Source organism: Streptomyces sp. B1I3 (genome assembly GCF_030816615.1).
Taxonomy (GTDB): domain Bacteria; phylum Actinomycetota; class Actinomycetes; order Streptomycetales; family Streptomycetaceae; genus Streptomyces.
Window position 1 is genome coordinate 1304860 of record NZ_JAUSYD010000001.1, and the last position, 17185, is coordinate 1322044.

Sequence of the window (17185 nt, forward strand, 5' to 3'; positions counted from 1 at the left end):
GAGCGGCTGACCGCCTCACGGCCGGTCGAGGTAGGCGAGCCCCGGATGGACCCGTGTGTAGCCGTCGACCAGCCGGCGGGCCACGGAGACGGAGTCGACCAGCGGATGCAGGGCGAAAGCCCGTACCGCCGCCGACCGCGAGCCGCTCTCCGCCGCGTCGAGCACCGCGCGCTCCACCGCCTTGACCGCGGTGACCAGCCCGACCGCGTGGTACGGGAGCGGGTCGACGGCGACGGGATGGGCCCCGTTGGCATCGACCAGGCACGGCACCTCGATGACGGCGTCCATGTCGAGCACCGAGAGGGTGCCCCGGTTGCGGACGTTCAGGATGAGGGAGGTGCGTTCGTTGCGGGCGACGGCCCGCATCAGGGCGAGCGCCACCTGCTCGTAACCCCCTGACTCCAGATCGCTCTCCTCGCGCTCCCCGGCCCCCGCCACGTCGCGGTTCTCCGCCATGTACGTCGCCTCGCGTTCGGCGCGGGTGCGGTCCCAGGTGGCGAGTGCCGGGGCGGCGACATCCTTCATCCGGGCGTAGAACCCCTCCTGCTGGTCGCGGAGGAAGGCGCCTCGGGTCTGTTCGGCCTCCTGGTAGGCGCGGACGGCCTCACGGTTGAAGTAGTAGTAGTGCAGGTACTCGTTGGGGATCGCGCCCAGCGAGCGCAGCCAGTCCGCGCCGAAGAGCCTGCCCTCCTCGAAGGAGCCGAGCAGCGCCGGATCGCCGAGCAGGCGGGGGAGTTCGTCGCGGCCCTCGACGCGCAGGCCGCGTACCCAGCCCAGGTGGTTGAGCCCCACGTAGTCGATCCACGCCCGGTCGGGGTCTGCTCCCAGGACCCGGGCGATCCGGCGGCCGAGTCCCACCGGGGAGTCACAGATCCCGATGACCCGGTCCCCCAGGTGCCGGGACATGGCCTCGGTGACCAGGCCGGCCGGGTTGGTGAAGTTGATGACCCACGCGTCGGGGGCGAGCCGGGCGATGCGCCGGGCGAGCGCGGCGGCCACGGGCACGGTGCGCAGCCCGAAGGCGATGCCGCCGGCCCCGACCGTCTCCTGACCGAGGACACCTTCGTCCAGCGCCACGCGTTCGTCGGCGGCCCTGCCTTCCAGGCCACCGACCCGAATGGCGGAGAAGACGAAGTCCGCACCGCGCAGAGCCTCGTCCAGGTCGTCGGTGGCGACGACGGCGGGCGCGTCATGGAGGCCGCGCGCCTGTTCCTCGAGGACCCGGGCGACGGCGGTGAGCCGGTCCGCGTCCGTGTCGTACAGGGTCACCCGGGAGACGCGGCCCTCGGCGTGATCGCCGAGCAGTGCCCCGTACACGAGAGGAACCCGGAATCCGCCGCCGCCAAGAATCGTGAGCTTCACGCTGCCCGATGGTACGGGGCGGCAGCGGGACGCCCCGGTGGCCCGGAACCGCCCCGGGCCCCCCGCTCAGGGGGCCCGGGGGGAAGTCCGCGCGTCAGTGACCGTTCCACCAGCGCGCCACGGCCTGCCAGATCCGTGCCGGTGCGCTGCGCTGTGCGGGGATCGTGACACCCGCCCCGGGCTCGGCGGTCCGTACGCCGGTGGGCTCCTCCTCGTGCGGCGGGACCCCGCCGGGAGCGTGGCCGGGTTGCGGCCCCGCCGCCCCGGGGGCGGCGCGCCTCGGCAGCGCGGGTGACGACACCTCCCAGTCCGTACGCGGCTGCGAGCGGGCCGCCATCGACGTCAGCGGGTCGGCGTCGATCTCCTGCTGCGGGCTCGGGGCGAACTGCACCGGGAGGTCGACCAGGTGGCGGGACATGATGTTGCCGACCCAGCTGAGCTCGCTCTCGTCGACCGCGAGTTCCAGGTCGGGGAGGCGCATCAGCAGGGCGTCGACCCCCACGTCGGCGATGGCACGGCCGATGTCCTGGCCCGGGCACTCGTGCGGGCCTCCGCTGAAGGCCAGGTGGGCGCGGTTGCCCTCCATGTTGGCGGTGAGGTCGGGGCGTACCACCGGGTCGGTGTTGGCCGGGGCGATCCCGACGAGCAGCGCGTCGCCGGCCCTGATCTGCTGGCCTCCGAGTTCGGTGTCGCCCACCGCCCACCGGCCGAAGACGGCGGTGAACGGAGGCTCGTCCCACAGGGTCTGCTCCACCGCCTCGGGGACGGTCATGTGGCCGCCGCTGAGCCTGGCGCGGAAGCGCGGGTCGGTCAGCACCATGCGCAGGACGTTGGCGATCAGGTTGGCCGTCGACTCGTAGGCGGCGATGAGGATGAGCCGCAGGTGCTCCGCGACCTCGACGTCGCTCAGCCCGGCGGGGTGTTCGACGAGCCAGCTCGCGAAGTCGGAGTCCGGGGCCCTGCGCCGCCGCTCGACCAGACGGTTCAGCGTGTCGACCACGTAGGCGTTGCTCTCCACCGCGGTGGCGGTGCCCCGGGTCATGTCGCGGGCGGCCTGGACCATCCGGTCGTTGTACTCCTCGGGCATGCCGAAGATCGCGCACATCACCATCATGGGCAGGTGCTCGGCGAACTGGCCGACCAGTTCGGCCGTGCCCTTCCGGCAGAAGTCGTTCACGAGCCGGTTACTGAAGCGGTTGACGTGACGGCGGACGCCGCGGGTGTCGATCCGCTCCATGCTGTCCGTGACCGCGCCCCGCAACCGCTCGTGGGCGTCACCGTCGGCGAACGCGCAGACCGGCTGCCAGGTGAAGATCGGTGCGAGCGGGTGGTCCGGGGCGACGGTGCCGTCCTTCAGGGCACGCCAGCGGCGGGAGTCCCGGGAGAACTGCGAGGGGGTCCGGGTCACGTGCAGGTTCTCGCTGTGCCCGAGGACGAGCCAGGCGGGTACGTCCCCGTGCAGCAGCACGGGGGCCACCGTGCCGTGTTCGGCGCGGAGTCGGGCGTAGAGGCCCGCGGGGTCGTTCTCCGCCTCGGGCCCGTAGAGCCGGCGCAGGCCGCCCGGCCCGGAGCCCATGGCGTGGGCGGGGCACTCGGGGGGCGGCACCGGCCCCGTGGCCGCTCCGGGTTCGTGGTGGAAGGGGGTTGTCACAATCGCTCCAGGGATCGGGCTACACAAGATCAGCGGATCGGGCCGGGGGACGTGGCACGCGCAGAGGGGGATACACGTGCCGCCGTCAGGCGAGCGGAACGGCCAGACTGTGCAGATAGCGCATCAGGGTCATCAGCACATCGCGGCTGGACGCACGCAGCCGGGCGTCGCAGTCGATCACCGGCACCTCGTCCGGTAGGTCGAGGGCGGTGCGCAGGGCCTCGACCGGATGGTGGGGTGCGTCAGGGAAGGTGTTGACCGCGACGACGAACGGGACGCCCCGCTCCTCCAGCCGGCCGATCACGTCGAAACTGACCTGCAGTCGCCGGGTGTCGATGAGGACGACGGCGCCGAGGGCCCCTTCGAACAGGCCGTTCCAGAGGAACCAGAAGCGTTCCTGGCCGGGAGTGCCGAACAGGTAGAGGATCAGTTCCTCGCTGAGGCTGATCCGGCCGAAGTCCATGGCGACCGTGGTCGCGGTCTTGCTCTCCACCCCCGCGTTGTCGTCCACACCGACGCCGGCCTGGGTCATGGTCTCTTCGGTCGTCAGGGGGCGGATCTCGCTCACCGAGCCGACCATGGTCGTCTTGCCGACCCCGAACCCCCCGACGATGACGACCTTCACCGCGGCCGTGGCCGTGGTGGGGAGGACGTCCTCGCTGCGGGGGCCCGTGATCGTGTCAGAGCTTCTGAAGTCCATGCATCACCGCTTCGAGGAGGGACCGGTCCGGGAGCGCGGCGCGGACGATGGGCGCGCGCGACTCGATGAGTTCGGTCGCCAGTAGTTCTGTCAGGAGCGAGGTGACCACGCTGAAGGGCAGGCTCAGATAGGCCGAGATCTCGGCGACGGACAGCGGTGACCTGCAGAGCCGAAGGATCGCGGCCTGCTCGGGCTGGACCGTGGGCGACGGTTCGGCCTGCGCGACGACCATCGTCACGAGGTCGAGCGCCGCTCGTTCGCCGTCGGTGTCACCGGTGATCACGTACAGCCGCTCCGGGTCGCTCAGCGCCGGGTCGGCCTTTCGGCGTTCTCGTCGGGGAGCACTCATCCGGCCTGCCCGTCATGTCGCGGAGGACTGGTCAGGTGTGCACCGATACGGACGACCATGTCACGCATGCGGGCTCCGACCAGTCCGGCGTCGACGGTCTCACCGGCCAGGACCGCGAGGTACGCACCGGTGCCTGCGGCCATCAGGTAGAAGAAGCCGCCGGTGACCTCGATGACGACGAGCTTCATCTGGCCGTCGCTGTACGGGATCTCGGTGGCGACCGCGGCAGCCAGGCTCTGCAGGCCGGCGCAGGCGGCCGCGAGGCGGTCGGCGACGTCGGGATCGCCGCCGTGCCGGGCGATGCGCAGACCGTCGGCGGAAAGCACCACGATCTGGTGGATGCTCGGTACGTCGTCGGCCAGTTCCTTGAGCATCCAGTCCATGTTTCCCCGCTGCTGGATCACTTCAGGTCTCCCTTGTCCCACGCGTCATCGGAGTCTTCGCCGTTCTTCGGTTCCTGGGGCACACCGTTGACGGCCTGGGTGAAGGCCTCCAGCCAGAGGCCGGGCGGTGGTTCCGCGGCGCCGTGCCGTCCGCCGCCCGATCCGTTGTGCGCTCCGGACGCCGGCCCGGCGGCCGGGGCCGCCTGCTGCGGGAGGTTGTGGGAGCCGAGCGGGGCGCGGCCCCGGCTGCGGCGCTGGGGCAGCCCGCCCTCGGTCCACTCGGTCACCACGATCTCGTCGTCGTCCAGGGCGGAGACGGGGACGGCGGGCCGGGCCGCGGGTGCGGGGGCCGCCGGCACGGAGGCCACCGCGGGGGCGGGCGTGGACGGGACCGGTCCGGTCGCCTCGGCGCGCGCCCGCCGCTTGCCGCGCGGGGGTACGACGTGCTGCAGCTGCGACATGTCGAGGGAGCTCTGGGGGCGGGAGGTCGCGCCGATGCCGTGCGCGATGCCGGGGGCGGGTCCTGTGGTGATCATGTCGCGCGGGACGATGAGCACGGCGCGGACGCCACCGTAGGCGGACTGCCGCAGGGACACCTGGAGCTGGTACATCCGCGAGAGCCGGCCGACGACGGCCATTCCGAGGCGGGGGGACTCGCCGAGGTCGTTCATGTTGATGCCGGCCTGCGCCTGGGCCAGCATGTTCTCGGCCCGTGCGCGGGCCTCCTCGCTGAGGCTGACGCCGCCGTCCTCGATCTCGATGGCGATGCCGGTCTGCACCTCGACCGCGGTCACGTGGACCCGGGTCTGGGGCGGGGAGTAGCGCGTGGCGTTGTCGAGGAGTTCGGCGCAGGCGTGGATGAGCGGCTCCACCGCGGTGCCGACGATGGCGACCTTGGCGATCGAGTGCAGGTCGATGCGCTGGTACTCGAGGATGCGGGACATCGCGCCGCGCAGCACGCTGAACAGCGGTACGGGCTTGGGCCACTGGCGGCTGGGACGGGCGCCGCCGAGTACGGCGATGGAGTCGGCGAGCCGCCCGATCAGTGCGGTGCCGTGGTCGATCCTGAGCAGGTCGTCGAAGACCTCCGGGTTGCGCCCGTGGTGGTCCTCCATCTCCCGGAGCTCACTGGCCTGCCGGTGGACGATGGCCTGGACGCGGCGGGCGACGCTGACGAAGGCGCGCTGCGCGGAGTCGCGCATGGCCTCTTCGTTGTCGATGATGTCGAGGATCTGCAGGACCAGGGCGCGCTGGGCCTTGGGAAGGTTGCGGTAGGACTCGTCCGCGTCGACGACGTCGCGCATCACCTCCTGCGGCGAGTTGCTCGCGCGGAGCCTGCGGATCGCGGCGGGCAGCAGTTCCTTGGTGAGCCGTACGGTCTCCTGGTCGTGTGCCGCGATGCGGTGCTCCAGGTAGGCGATCCGCTGTTCGTACTCGGTCTGCTGGACGCGCATCGCGCGGCGCCGGCGGTTGAGTGCGACGGCGAGCGCGGCGACCACGACCGTGGCGATCGCACCGCACCAGACGACGGCCGCCCGGGCGGTGCCGGTAACCGGCACCGCGCCGGCCGCGGTGGCTCCGGCCATCACCACGACGGGCAGCAGCGCGGCGCGGACTACGGGGATGTTTCTTTTTGTCGGCGGTGATTCAGCACGAACCATCTAGACCCTCTGGCGGTTGATTCGGGAGGTATAGGCACTTGCACGGACAGTTGTGAACAAGTGCTCGAATTCATAGCAACTCGACTTCACTGCGCGTGAGCCTAGCCAGATCAGAACAGTGCTTCGGCACATTCACCCAACCCCCTGCGCGAGCACTCCCGCGGTAATACACTCGCCAGTTTTCACACTCACCGCCCCCATGCGTGCGCGCTGAGTGACCGAGACGGTGAATCGGCGGAAAGCAGACCGGTGCGTCCCGCAGCACGGGACAATGCGCCGGTGAGACCGCCCTGCTCCCGCTCGCAGGTTTCCAGTACGAGGCCGCGAAGTGCCGGACACCCGGACGAATTTCTGTCACACGTCCGAATTCCCATGCACCGCAGAGCGAGACAAAGGCACATGTGATCGAACCGGATCGAAAGGAGCACATTGGTGATCGACGGACGGGTGTACGGGGAGGCTTCCGCCGCGGCACCGGCCGGGAACTACACCATCGAGTCGCTGGACACCGGCCTGCGGCTGCTGCAGTTGTTCCTCACCGAGGAGACACTCACCGTGAGCGAGGCCGCCCGCCGGCTGGGCGTCGGCCGCTCCACCGCCCACCGCGTCCTGAGCACGCTGGAGGGGCGCGGCTTCGCCGGCCGCGATCCCTCGGGCCGCGGTTACGAGGCAGGACCCGAACTCCTGCGCCTGGGCAGCCCCGCGGGTTTCGACCGGGCGGTGCGTGCGCGGCTCGGGGCCGTACTGGACGACGCGGCACGGCGGACGGGCGAGACGGTGCAGAGTGCCGCGCTGATCGGCGACCGCGTCCTGGTCACCGACGGCCGTGAGTCCTCCCATCCGGTCCGGGTGATGCTGGAGACCGGCCGTACCCGCTGCGCCCACGCGACCGCCGCCGGCAAGATCCTCCTGGCCCGGCTCACCGAGGACCAGGTCTGCGCGCTCTATCCACAGGAGCGGCTGTCCGCGGTCACCCCGCACACCCTGGTGTCCAGGACCTCGCTGCTCGCGGAGCTGGCGGAGGTCCGCGAGCTCGGCCGTGCTTTCAGCCGCGGCGAGTCGGTCCTGGGGCTGCATGCCGTCGCCGTGCCTCTCACGGGCACGAGCCGCCGCAGCCGGCTCGCTCTCGGCGCGTCAGCCCCGGCCGGCCGCGGCGACGACGCGGCCCTCGCCGAGCGGGCCGAGCAACTGCGGCGGTCGGCCGCGGCGCTGCTCGCGGACGGAGGGACCCGATGACCTGGCTCCGCCTCAGCGGCGTCCGCCGCCGAGACGGCCCTCCAGCTGTACGAGCAGTTCGCTGAGCTGTTCGCTCAGCCCGTCACGGGTGCTCTCGTCCAGACCGGAGAGCACCGAGCGCTCGTAGGCGAGCTGATCGGGCAGCAGGCGGTCGACCAGGTCCCGGCCCTCGGTGGTCAGCCCGAGGTGGGCCACCCGGCGGTCCCTGGCGTCGCTGCGGCGGTCGATCAGGCCGCTCTCCTGGAGGGCGCGGAGCCGTTTGGTGACGGCGGCGCCGGACGAGAAGGTCTCCCTGGCCAGCTCGCCGGGCGTGAGTTCCCGCCCACTGCGGCGCAGGGCGCCGAGGAGGTCGAATTCGGCCCGGGTCAGTCCGGCGGCCCGCAGCGGGGCGTCCTCGGCCTGCTGCAGGAGTGCTGCGCAGCGGTTGATGCGGCCGATGAGCTCCATCGGTCCGGTGTCGAGTTCCGGGTTGACGGCATGCCACTGCCGTACCACCGAGGCAACGATGTCGTCGCTCACGCCGCTCCGTCCGCAGGGGGCAGGGTGATCAGTCCCTGCCGCTGTGCTGTCGCCGCGAGCGTACGGTGTCCGGCCTGCTCGGCGGCGAGCATGTCCTCCTCGGGCAGGGCACGCTGCCACCACTCCCCGGCGGCGACGTCGCTCGCGTCACGCAGTTCGACGAGGGAGGAGGTCAGGCGCCTGCGTGCCGTTTCGAGTGTCAGGGCGTCGGCGGCCGGATCGGAGAGGACCTTCTCTGCCCGGGCACGGGCCTCCCCGGTCGCGGCGAGGGCCCGCTCCACCTGGCCGCCGGCCCGGCGGTTGGGTACGGCGACCGCCACGAGGAAGCCGACCGCGGCGCCCACGAGCGTGTCCAGGGCGCGGTCGCTGATGAGCTCCCAGGCCGGATGGAAGCCGGCGAACTCGACGATGAGCAGGGCCATGGGGGTGACGGCCACCGAGCCGAGCCAGTAGTTCCGGGTGATCAGTGCCTCGGCGGCGAAGTTGAAGCACAGGACGCACAGGACGAGGGCGAGCGGGCCGGTACGGGCGACCGGGACGAGCGCGGCGAAGACCAGGACGCCGACCAGGTTGCCGACCGTGCGCTGCAGGGCCCGGCTCCAGGTCAGGGAGAGGTTGGGCTGGTAGACGGAGGCCGCGGTGACGATGGCCCAGTAGGGGCGTCCCACGCCGAGAGCCGAGGAGACGTAACCGGCCAGGGCGCAGCCGACGAGGGTGCGGACGGCGATCGGCATGACCGGTGAGCCGGGGCCGAGCGCGCGCAGGAGCCTGCGCCGGGCCTCACGCCGTCCCCGCCTGATGCGCTGTCCGGCCCGTTCGGCCTCGATCCCGAAGAGCTGTTCGACGGTGCCGGGCGCGGGCCGGGGGCTGGGTACGGGGCCGCGGGCACGGGTCTGCGCGGCCCAGGCCCGGAGCCGTTCGGCGTCCGCGGTGCGCGGGCCGCAGGCGGCGGACCCGGCGACGGCGCGCTCGGCGTGGACGACGAGGCGTTCGAGTTCCTGGCGTACGGGGGTGGGCCGCCCGGCGGCGAGCAGTGACTGCCAGGCCGCCTGGACGGCGGCGGCCGCCGCGTGCCGGGTCCGGGAGCCGGGGTCGGCCGCGCATGCCGCCGCGGCGTCGAGGGCGCGGGCGGTGGCGCGGCGTTCAGGGCCTTCCCTCCGCCACAGGGCCGGACAGACGGTGACCAGCCAGGAGAAGGCCCCGGCGGCCAGTGCCAGGGCGAGGTGCCCGGGCACCTGTCCGAGCTCCTGAGGCGCGAAGAGCGCGGCCGAGGTCACGAAGGTGAAGATCACGTTGCCCGGCGGGCCGATGCGGGTGGCGTCGCAGAAGGTCTTCTGCACGGCTGCGAGCACGGCGCCGACGGCGACCAGCACGGCCGTCGAGTCGGTGGCCGCGGCGGCGACCAGGGAGACGGCGAGGCCGGCGACCATGCCGAGGATCACCCGGACGACGGTGTGGGCGCGGCGGGCGTACGGAAGGTTGTGCCCGTAGAGGGCGCAGAGCGACCCGGCCATCGTGTACATCACGAGGTCGAGGCGGTCGACGGAGTAGAGCAGCAGGTTCGGGACGCCGGAAGCCACGACCACGCTCAGCGCGGGCTTGTACCAGGTCTCGGCCGGACTCTTCAGCCGGAGCGTACCGGTCACCGGCAATGTGTGGACGGATGGCTTCCGGGATCGCACAGCTGTATCACTCACCCCTGTAGATTAACAGGTATTACACCAGTAAACGATCCCGCCACGGGTCCCCGGACGGCCGGGAACGGCGGCGCCCCGCTCCGGTGGCCGGCGCCCCCGCAGTCGTGGCGTGCCGCACACACCAGCGTATGAAGGCGTCCGGCCGCTCGCCTCAGGAGGAACACGCGAAGCTCCCGGACGCCGGACGCACGGGCCATGGCCACGGCGCACGTCAGGAGCGACGCGCCGCACGGCATCGTCACCCGCCCGCGGCCGGCGGCTCGTCCGGCACCCGCAGGATCTCGGCCGCCTCCGACACCCGGCGCATCAGGTCGAAGAGCGACTGCTGCTCGCCGGAGGAGAGGGGGCCCAGGAAGACCTGGTTCATCCGGACCGTGCGCAGCGCGAGCTTCCGGTGCGTACGGGCGCCCTCGTCGGTGAGACGCAGCAGGGAGCGCCGGCCGTCGTGCGGGTCGCGCACCTTGTCCAGCAACCCCCTGCGCAGGAGCCGGGTGACCACCTCGGCGACGGTGGACCGGTCGAGACCGACCCGCTCCCCCACCGTCCGCTGATCGAGCCCGGGTTCGGCGGTGAGCGCGTTGAGGACGGCGAACTGGGGGGAGGTGATCTCCTCCGAGACCATCGAGTTCCAGAGCAGGTGGTGTGCCTGCTGGAGTCGCCGGGCCAGGTGTCCGGGGTGGGTGCTCAGGTCGACCGCCTGCACGGCACCGTCCTCTCCGTGTCCGCTGAAGTGCGAGCCGTTCGCAGATACGCAGTGTACTGAGGGCCTTGACCAGGTGGACAGGCCCTGGGTAGCTTCACGGGCACCACCATTTACTCAGTGCACTGAGCATCTCGGGCACTGGGCCGCACCACACCGCACCCGCATCGCATCGCATCGCATCGCATCGCATCGCATCGCATCGAGCGTGACCGGCCGAGCCGCCTCGCCTCTCCTCCGGAGCCGTGACATGACCGCATACCCACTCCCCGACGGACTGAGCCAGCAACAGATCGACGTCGAGGTGGCCCGGGCCCAGGCCGCCGCCCCGCCCGGCGCGCACCATCCGCCGCGCGACTACCCCCCGTACCGCAGCAGCCACTTCCGCCACCCGCACCGGCCGCTGATACCCGTGCGCGACCCCGAAGCCGTCGAGCTCTCCGGGCCGGCCTTCGGCCCCACGGACGTGACCGCACTGGACCGCGACCTCACCGCACAGCACCACGGGGAGCCCCTCGGTGAGCGCATCACCGTCAGCGGCCGGGTGCTGGACCGGGCCGGGCGCCCGGTGCGGGGGCAGCTCGTCGAGGTGTGGCAGGCCAACGCGTCGGGGCGGTACGCCCACCAGCTCGACCGGCATCCGGCCCCACTCGACCCGAACTTCACCGGCTTCGGACGCTGCCTGACCGACGACGACGGCGGCTACTCGTTCACCACGGTCAAGCCGGGCGCCTACCCGTGGCGCAACCACACCAACGCCTGGCGTCCCGCGCACATCCACTTCTCGCTGTTCGGGACGTCGTTCAGCCAGCGGCTGGTCACCCAGATGTACTTCCCCGGTGATCCGCTCTTCGCGTACGACCCGGTGCTCCGCTCCGTGACGGATCCCGCGGCCCGCGAGCGGCTCGTCTCGACGTACGACCACGATCTGTCCGTCCCCGAGTGGTCGCTCGGCTACCGCTGGGACATCGTCCTGGACGGGCCGCACGCCACCTGGACCGAGGAAGGCGACGCCTGATGTCCCACCCCCCCACCCCCTCCCAGACCGTGGGCCCCTTCTACGGGTACGCGCTGCCCTTCCCCGGCGGCGGCGACATCGCCCCGGCCGGACATCCCGGCACGGTCACCGTGCACGGCTTCGTACGCGACGGCCGGGGCGATCCGGTGCCCGACGCGATCGTCGAGACCTGGCAGCCGGCACCCGACGGATCGCGCACCGGGCACCCGGGGTCGCTGCGCCACGATCCGGCGACCGGTCAGGTCATCGGGCGCAACGGCGTGGACTTCACCGGGTTCGGCCGCGTGCCCACGGACGCGGACGGGCACTGGGCGGTGCGCACCCTTCCGCCCGGCGGCGTCCCCTACCTGTGCGCCGCCGTCTTCGCCCGCGGCCTGGTCCACCACCTCTTCACCCGCGTGTACCTCCCGGACCTGCTCACCGACGGCGCCGGGGACCCGCTCCTGGAGTCGCTGGACGCCGGGCGCCGCGCCACACTGATCGCTACACGCACGGACCCGCGCACCTACCGCTTCGACATCCGCCTCCAGGGCGAGGGCGAGACGGTCTTCCTGGAGTTCAGCTGATGCACGAGAGCGATGCCGGTCTCCTCGCCCCCGGCCGGGCCGGCTCCCCCGCCGAGACCGCGACCGGCGACCACGCCTTCCTCCAGGCCATGCTGGACGCCGAGGCGGCGCTGACACGGGCCCAGTCGGCCTGCGGTCTGGCACCGGCCGAGGCCGGTCCGGCGGTCACGGGGGCGGCCGACGCGGAACGCTTCGACGTAAGGGATCTCGCGCTGCGGGCGCGGTCCGGGGGCAATCCGGTGATTCCGCTGGTGGCCGACCTCTCGGCGGCGGTCGACCCGGACATGCGGCCCTATGTGCACCGGGGCGCGACCAGCCAGGACATCCTCGACACGGCGGCGATGCTGGTGGCGTACCGGACCCTCGCAGTCGTCCTCGGTGACCTGGGGCGGACGGCCGACGCTCTGGAGAGGCTGTCGGCCGAGCACCGTGACACGCCGATGCCCGGCCGCACGCTGACCCAGCACGCCGTGCCCACCACCTTCGGGCTCAAGGCCGCGGGCTGGCGCTCACTGGTGCTGGACGCACGGGACCGGCTGCGCACCGTACGGGAGTCGCTCCCCGCCCAACTCGGGGGCGCGGCGGGCACCCTGGCCGCCTTCGGCGCATTCGCCCCGGGTGGGAGGGACGACGCCGCGCTGCGGCTCGTCACCGCGTACGCACGTGAAGTGGGCCTTGCCGCACCCCTGTTGCCCTGGCACGCACTCCGCACCCCGGTCGCGGACCTGGCCGGGGCGCTCGCCTTCACAGCGGGTGCGCTCGGCAAGGCGGCGGGCGATGTGCTCACCCTCTCCCGCACCGAGGTCGCCGAGCTCGCGGAGGGCGAGGGCGGTGGTTCCTCCGCCATGCCGCACAAGGCCAACCCGGTCCGTGCCACCCTGATCGCCGCCGCGGCCCGCCGTGCCCCGGGGGCGGCCGCCACGCTCTACGGCTCGCTCGTGGCCGAGGACGAACGGCCCGCCGGGGCCTGGCACGCCGAATGGGAGCCGCTGCGCGAGCTGTTGCGGCTGGTCGGCGGCGCCGCGCGGGACGCCGCCGGGCTCGCGGAGGACCTGACCGTCCTCCCGCAGGCCATGCGGGCCCATCTCGACCTCACCGGCGGGCTCATCACCTCGGAACGGGTGGCCGCCGTCGCCGCCGTCCGGGTGGGCCGCGCCCGCGCCAAGGAGATGCTCGCCGAGGCAGCCGGGCGGATGCGCGACGAGGGCGGTACCCTCGCCGAGGCGCTCGCCGGGGAGCCCGCGTTCGCCGGCGTCGACCTCGGAGAACTCACCGATCCCGTGCGGTACACCGGCTGCGCCGGGCCGCTCACCGACCGCGCCCTGGAGCGCCGATGACCACCCCAGCCGCTCGTCTTCCCCACCACCGCGCCGAGGGACCGGCCACCGCTCCCCCGCTGCTGCTCGGTCCGTCGCTCGGCACCTCCACCGCACTCTGGGACGGGGTCGCGCCCGAACTCTCCGCCACCCACCGGGTCGTGCGGTGGGACCTGCCCGGCCACGGCGGATCGCCCGCCGGGCTGATCGGGCCCGGCGCGGACGTCGCGGATCTGGCCTCGCTGGTCCTGCGCCTCGCCGACTCGCTGTCCCTGGACCGGTTCTCGTACGCCGGGGTCTCGCTGGGCGGTGCCGTGGGCCTCTGGCTCGCCGTCCACCACCCGGAACGGCTCGACCGCCTCGCCGTCGTCTGCTCCTCCGCCCACTTCGGCGATCCCGGCCCGTGGCGGGAACGGGCCGCGCGCGTGCGCGCCGAGGGCATCGGCCCGGTCGCCGAGAGCGCTGCGGCCCGGTGGTTCACGCCCGGCTTCACCGCGCCCCGGCTGCTGGACGACCTCCTGGGCGTCGACCCGTCGTCGTACGCCGCCTGCTGCGACGCGCTCGCCGCCTACGACCTGCGGCCGGCGCTGTACGGGATCCGGGCGCCCACGCTGGTGATCGCGGGCCGTGAGGATCCGGCGACGCCGCCCGCGCATGCCCGGGAGATCGCCGACGCGGTACCGGGCGCCACCCTGATCGAGCTGCCGCGCGCCTCCCACCTGGCACCCGCCGAACGCCCCGCGGCCGTACGGGAGGCGCTGCGCGCCCACTTCGTCCCCGGGGAGCCCGGGGACGGGACGGCCGTCCGGCGCGAGGTCCTCGGCGACGCGCATGTGGACCGGGCGCAGGCCGCCACCACCGCGTTCACCGCTCGTTTCCAGGACTTCATCACCCGCTACGCCTGGGGCGAGGTCTGGACCGATCCGACGCTCTCCCGGCGCGAGCGCAGCCTGATCACGCTGACCGCCCTCGTCGCGCACGGCCACCACGACGAACTGGCGATGCACGTCCGGGCCGCCGTGCGCAACGGGCTGACCCCGGAGGAGATCGGCGCGGCCCTCCTCCAGACGGGGGTCTACTGCGGGGTTCCCGCCGCGAACTCGGCGTTCGCCGTGGCGAAGCGGGTGCTGGCCGAGACGGAGTGAGCGCGGGGGCCCGGCGGTGCTCGGGCGGGTCGGCCGTCTCCCCGTGACCGAGCACGCCCCCGCCCCCGGGCTCAGCCGAAGCCGCGGGCGTCCTGCTTGAGTGCGGTGTCCACGGTGAGAGCCGTCGCCACCACGAGGCTCAGCAGCGGTTCGGGCAGCTGGTAGTGGATCTGCAGGACGTAGTTGTCGGCCGTGGTGAACATGGTCTTCGCCAGGCCTTCCCAGGTCTTGGTGATGCGGGCGATCTCGGCGTCGTTGTGGTCGACGATCGCGAAGTTCCAGGCGCGCCAGTTCTCGGCCTTGATCGCCCCGACCTTCTGCCCGTCGACCGTCATGGCGAAGTTGATCTTGCCGATGGCGTTCTGCTGGACGATCTCGCCCACGGGCCGGCCGTCCGGGCGCTGCACGATCACGCGGGACTTGATGAACTTCGCCGGCCGGGTCAGGAGCAGCTGCGGCCGCCCGTAGGCGTCGCGGATCTCCAGCCGGTGCGTCAGGTACTGGTCGACGCTGGAGACGAACCTGAGCACCTTGCGCAGGGCGCTCTGGCCGACCTGGACGACCGAACCGACCGTGTTCCCCTGCTGGTCGAAGACGCGGTATTCGTTCGTGACCTCGATCAGCTTGGCCTTCTGGTTCACGACCAGGACCTGCTGGTCGAACAGCGAGCCGGAGCTGACGGCCCCCTGCTGCGGAGGCACCTGGTGCTGAGGCACCGCCTGCGGGCCCCCCGCCGCCTGTGGTTGCGCGGCGGCCTGACCGAAGGCGGGAGCCTGACCGAAGGCGGGAGCCTGCGCCGGCGCGGAAGCCGGGGCGTGGACGGTCTGCGCGGCCGGGCCCTGGGCAGCCGGGCCTTGCGCCGGGTGCGTGTGCTCGGTCCACCGGGAGCCGTCCCAGTAGCGCAGCAGCTGGGGTGCGCCGTGGGGGTCCGGGTGCCATCCCGCAGGTATGTTCGATTGCGTTGTCACCGGGGCACATTATCCTGCCAAGCTGTGGACCCGACTCATTGAAATTTCACACACCACTACGATGGCGGCGATGACCAGGACGAGTGGGCGAACGGACCGGCGACGGGGTGGTTCCGCCCTGCCCGCCTCGCTGGGCTGGGTACTGGTCCTCGTGGCCGTGGTCTTCTGCTGCTCCCCCGCCGCGGCCTCCGCGCACCACACCGACGCCTCCCCCGCATCCGCCGCCCGGACGTTCACCCCGGTACTCGCCGCGCCGGTGTCGGTCGTCACGGCCGATGCGCCGGGTGAGCGCGGGATCGGCAGCTCCTGCCACGGTGCGACGAACCACTCGACGCCCGTCGTGCTGCCCGGGCCCACCGCCCCCGTGGCACTCCCCTGTCCCTCGGCCGTGGCACCGCCCGGTCCGCTCACCGGGGGCGAGGCCATCCGCGGCCCCTCCGACGACGGAGTCGGCGCCGTGGACCATCTCCGTCTGCAGGTCCAGCGGATCTAGGAGGACCGGATCCGCCCCTCCCGCCGTCACACGGCGCCGGGGGCGGCGTTCCGTACGCCCCCTGATCCCGCGTCGCGCGCCCCCGTGCGGGCGACCGCCGAAACCGAGGACCTCACATGGCTTCCGCCAAGAACCAGAACACCCCTTCCGCCGCCCGCCGCGCCAAGCTGGAGGAGGCCCGCCGCAAGGAGCGGGCTCGCGAGCGCCGCAGCCGCGTCATCACCATCACCGCCGCCGTCGCCGTGGTCGCCGCGCTCGTCGCCGGCGGTGGCTACCTCGTGTCGGCCGCCGACGAGCAGGACAAGGCCGAGGAGCGGGCGAAGACCTCCCCGGTCACCGGCGAGCGGTCCTGGGACAAGCTGACGCAGAACCACGTCGAGAAGGACGTCGACTACCCGATGAACCCGCCCGTCGGCGGTGACCACGACCCGGTCTGGATGAACTGCGACGCCGACGTCTACACGGAGGCGATACCGGACGAGAACGCGGTCCACTCGCTGGAGCACGGCGCCGTCTGGGTCACCTACAACGACAAGGCGAAGGACGCGGACGTCAAGGCACTCGCCGAGCGCGTGTCCGGGACGCCCTACTCGCTGATGAGCCCGGTGACCGACCAGGACGACCCTCTGATGCTCAGCGCCTGGGGCAAGCAGATCACGGTGAAGAGCGCCACCGACACACGCGTCGCGCAGTTCTTCACCAAGTACGTCCAGGGCCCCCAGACCCCGGAGCCGGGCGCCGCCTGCAGCGGCGGGGTCGCCAAGTGACGCCGGCCGTGCGCGTCCCCCGTCCTCTGGTCCTGGCGGGCTCCGTGATCTTCCTGGTGGCCGTGGGGCTGATCCTGCTGATGGTCGTACGCCCCTCGGCGGCCTCCTCTTCGGATTCCGCGGCGTCCGTCCCCGCGGAGTCCTCGGTGGACGTCGGGTTCGCCCGGGACATGTCGGTCCACCATCAGCAGGCGGTGGAGATGGCGTTCATCGTCCGGGACCGGACGGGCGACGAGGACGTGCGGCGGCTCGCGTACGACATCATCAACACCCAGGCCAACCAGCGCGGCATGATGCTGGGCTGGCTGGAGGCATGGGGCAGGCCCAAGAGCCCGGACCGGCCGCGCATGGAATGGATGGGCCACCCGGCTCCCGCCGGGACCGGCGGTTCCCTGATGCCGGGCATGGCGACCGACACGCAGCTCGACCGGCTGCGTGGTGCCACGGGCAAGGACGCGGAGGTGCTGTTCCTCCGGCTGATGACCGTCCACCACCGCGCCGGTGCCGACATGGCGCAGGCGGCGGCCGGCTCGGCCGGGACGGAGGAGATCAGGAACCTGGCGGCGGGTATGGCGCGCGCCCAGGAGTCCGAGATCGCCCTCATGGCCGACATGCTGAAGGAGCGGGGCGCGGGGGCCTGAGCCTGCGGGCCGC

The 17185-nt window shown here is 72.6% G+C and carries 18 protein-coding genes; 8 read left to right on the forward strand and 10 right to left on the reverse strand.

Annotated elements, in window-relative coordinates; translation table 11 throughout:
* Positions 1-15 precede the first annotated feature (15 nt).
* The 6 genes from QFZ58_RS06195 to QFZ58_RS06220 all read right to left on the reverse strand — a co-directional run bounded on the left by QFZ58_RS06195 (position 16) and on the right by QFZ58_RS06220 (position 6106).
* A complete protein-coding gene (locus QFZ58_RS06195) occupies positions 16-1362 on the reverse strand; it encodes a 6-phospho-beta-glucosidase (RefSeq protein ID WP_307123894.1) in 1347 nt (448 codons plus the stop codon).
* 94 nt (positions 1363-1456) lie between these two features.
* Positions 1457-3013: a cytochrome P450 gene (locus QFZ58_RS06200; RefSeq protein ID WP_307123895.1), complete on the reverse strand. Its 1557-nt coding sequence runs from the start codon at positions 3011-3013 to the stop codon at positions 1457-1459.
* 85 nt (positions 3014-3098) lie between these two features.
* Complete coding sequence (locus QFZ58_RS06205) at positions 3099-3713, reverse strand: ATP/GTP-binding protein (protein ID WP_307123896.1); 615 nt, start codon at positions 3711-3713, stop codon at positions 3099-3101.
* Positions 3694-4062, reverse strand: a complete 369-nt coding sequence (locus QFZ58_RS06210) for a DUF742 domain-containing protein (RefSeq protein WP_307123897.1) — start codon at positions 4060-4062, stop codon at positions 3694-3696. The genes QFZ58_RS06205 and QFZ58_RS06210 overlap by 20 nt, the downstream gene beginning before the upstream one ends.
* The gene (locus QFZ58_RS06215) at positions 4059-4466 is read right to left on the reverse strand and encodes a roadblock/LC7 domain-containing protein (RefSeq protein WP_150486381.1); all 408 of its coding nucleotides are present in this window, start codon (positions 4464-4466) and stop codon (positions 4059-4061) included. Before QFZ58_RS06215 ends, QFZ58_RS06210 begins: the two co-directional genes overlap by 4 nt.
* The gene (locus QFZ58_RS06220; RefSeq protein WP_307123898.1) at positions 4463-6106 is read right to left on the reverse strand and encodes a sensor histidine kinase KdpD; all 1644 of its coding nucleotides are present in this window, start codon (positions 6104-6106) and stop codon (positions 4463-4465) included. The genes QFZ58_RS06215 and QFZ58_RS06220 overlap by 4 nt, the downstream gene beginning before the upstream one ends.
* Positions 6107-6538: 432 nt before the next feature.
* On the opposite strand from QFZ58_RS06220, the gene QFZ58_RS06225 reads away from it, so the two are divergent.
* The gene (locus QFZ58_RS06225) at positions 6539-7342 is read left to right on the forward strand and encodes an IclR family transcriptional regulator (protein WP_307123899.1); all 804 of its coding nucleotides are present in this window, start codon (positions 6539-6541) and stop codon (positions 7340-7342) included.
* Positions 7343-7354: 12 nt separating this feature from the next.
* Here QFZ58_RS06225 and QFZ58_RS06230 read toward each other — a convergent pair whose 3' ends face one another.
* The 3 genes from QFZ58_RS06230 to QFZ58_RS06240 all read right to left on the reverse strand — a co-directional run bounded on the left by QFZ58_RS06230 (position 7355) and on the right by QFZ58_RS06240 (position 10261).
* Positions 7355-7861, reverse strand: a complete 507-nt coding sequence (locus QFZ58_RS06230; protein ID WP_307123900.1) for a MarR family winged helix-turn-helix transcriptional regulator — start codon at positions 7859-7861, stop codon at positions 7355-7357.
* Positions 7858-9558: an FUSC family protein gene (locus tag QFZ58_RS06235; RefSeq protein WP_307123901.1), complete on the reverse strand. Its 1701-nt coding sequence runs from the start codon at positions 9556-9558 to the stop codon at positions 7858-7860. Before QFZ58_RS06235 ends, QFZ58_RS06230 begins: the two co-directional genes overlap by 4 nt.
* A 238-nt stretch (positions 9559-9796) precedes the next feature.
* Positions 9797-10261: a MarR family winged helix-turn-helix transcriptional regulator gene (locus QFZ58_RS06240; RefSeq protein ID WP_307123902.1), complete on the reverse strand. Its 465-nt coding sequence runs from the start codon at positions 10259-10261 to the stop codon at positions 9797-9799.
* 247 nt (positions 10262-10508) lie between these two features.
* Between QFZ58_RS06240 and pcaH the strand changes: the two genes are divergently transcribed.
* Genes pcaH through pcaD form a run of 4 tightly spaced genes read left to right on the forward strand, consistent with a single transcriptional unit; the run spans position 10509 to position 14303 of the window.
* Positions 10509-11276 (forward strand): protocatechuate 3,4-dioxygenase subunit beta, encoded by a 768-nt coding sequence (pcaH, locus tag QFZ58_RS06245; RefSeq protein ID WP_307123903.1) that lies wholly within the window; start codon positions 10509-10511, stop codon positions 11274-11276.
* Positions 11276-11842, forward strand: coding sequence for a protocatechuate 3,4-dioxygenase subunit alpha (gene pcaG / locus QFZ58_RS06250; protein ID WP_307123904.1), 567 nt, complete (start codon positions 11276-11278; stop codon positions 11840-11842). The genes pcaH and pcaG overlap by 1 nt, the downstream gene beginning before the upstream one ends.
* Positions 11842-13179 carry a 3-carboxy-cis,cis-muconate cycloisomerase gene (pcaB, locus tag QFZ58_RS06255; protein ID WP_307123905.1) on the forward strand — a complete coding sequence of 446 codons (1338 nt, stop codon included), beginning with the start codon at positions 11842-11844 and terminating at the stop codon, positions 13177-13179. Before pcaG ends, pcaB begins: the two co-directional genes overlap by 1 nt.
* A complete protein-coding gene (pcaD, locus tag QFZ58_RS06260; protein WP_307123906.1) occupies positions 13176-14303 on the forward strand; it encodes a 3-oxoadipate enol-lactonase in 1128 nt (375 codons plus the stop codon). Before pcaB ends, pcaD begins: the two co-directional genes overlap by 4 nt.
* A gap of 71 nt (positions 14304-14374) precedes the next feature.
* Here the strand turns inward: pcaD and QFZ58_RS06265 are convergent, their stop codons facing one another.
* Positions 14375-15271 carry a phospholipid scramblase-related protein gene (locus QFZ58_RS06265; RefSeq protein ID WP_307123907.1) on the reverse strand — a complete coding sequence of 299 codons (897 nt, stop codon included), beginning with the start codon at positions 15269-15271 and terminating at the stop codon, positions 14375-14377.
* Between the two features lie 70 nt (positions 15272-15341).
* Between QFZ58_RS06265 and QFZ58_RS06270 the strand changes: the two genes are divergently transcribed.
* The 3 genes from QFZ58_RS06270 (at position 15342) to QFZ58_RS06280 (ending at position 17172) form a co-directional block, all read left to right on the forward strand.
* Positions 15342-15764: a hypothetical protein gene (locus QFZ58_RS06270; RefSeq protein ID WP_307123908.1), complete on the forward strand. Its 423-nt coding sequence runs from the start codon at positions 15342-15344 to the stop codon at positions 15762-15764.
* A gap of 116 nt (positions 15765-15880) precedes the next feature.
* The gene (locus tag QFZ58_RS06275) at positions 15881-16531 is read left to right on the forward strand and encodes a DUF3105 domain-containing protein (RefSeq protein ID WP_307123909.1); all 651 of its coding nucleotides are present in this window, start codon (positions 15881-15883) and stop codon (positions 16529-16531) included.
* A complete protein-coding gene (locus QFZ58_RS06280; RefSeq protein WP_307123910.1) occupies positions 16528-17172 on the forward strand; it encodes a DUF305 domain-containing protein in 645 nt (214 codons plus the stop codon). Before QFZ58_RS06275 ends, QFZ58_RS06280 begins: the two co-directional genes overlap by 4 nt.
* Positions 17173-17185 lie beyond the last annotated feature (13 nt).

Excerpts from the sequence above, each read along its gene's own strand:
- QFZ58_RS06205 (WP_307123896.1), bottom strand. The coding sequence starts at position 3,713 with ATGGACTTCAGAAGCTCTGACACGATCACGGGCCCCCGCAGCGAGGAC.
- QFZ58_RS06210 (WP_307123897.1), bottom strand. The coding sequence starts at position 4,062 with ATGAGTGCTCCCCGACGAGAACGCCGAAAGGCCGACCCGGCGCTGAGC.
- QFZ58_RS06220 (WP_307123898.1), bottom strand. The coding sequence starts at position 6,106 with ATGGTTCGTGCTGAATCACCGCCGACAAAAAGAAACATCCCCGTAGTC.
- pcaH (WP_307123903.1), top strand. The coding sequence starts at position 10,509 with ATGACCGCATACCCACTCCCCGACGGACTGAGCCAGCAACAGATCGAC.
- pcaG (WP_307123904.1), top strand. The coding sequence starts at position 11,276 with ATGTCCCACCCCCCCACCCCCTCCCAGACCGTGGGCCCCTTCTACGGG.
- pcaB (WP_307123905.1), top strand. The coding sequence starts at position 11,842 with ATGCACGAGAGCGATGCCGGTCTCCTCGCCCCCGGCCGGGCCGGCTCC.
- pcaD (WP_307123906.1), top strand. The coding sequence starts at position 13,176 with ATGACCACCCCAGCCGCTCGTCTTCCCCACCACCGCGCCGAGGGACCG.
- QFZ58_RS06270 (WP_307123908.1), top strand. The coding sequence starts at position 15,342 with ATGACCAGGACGAGTGGGCGAACGGACCGGCGACGGGGTGGTTCCGCC.
- QFZ58_RS06275 (WP_307123909.1), top strand. The coding sequence starts at position 15,881 with ATGGCTTCCGCCAAGAACCAGAACACCCCTTCCGCCGCCCGCCGCGCC.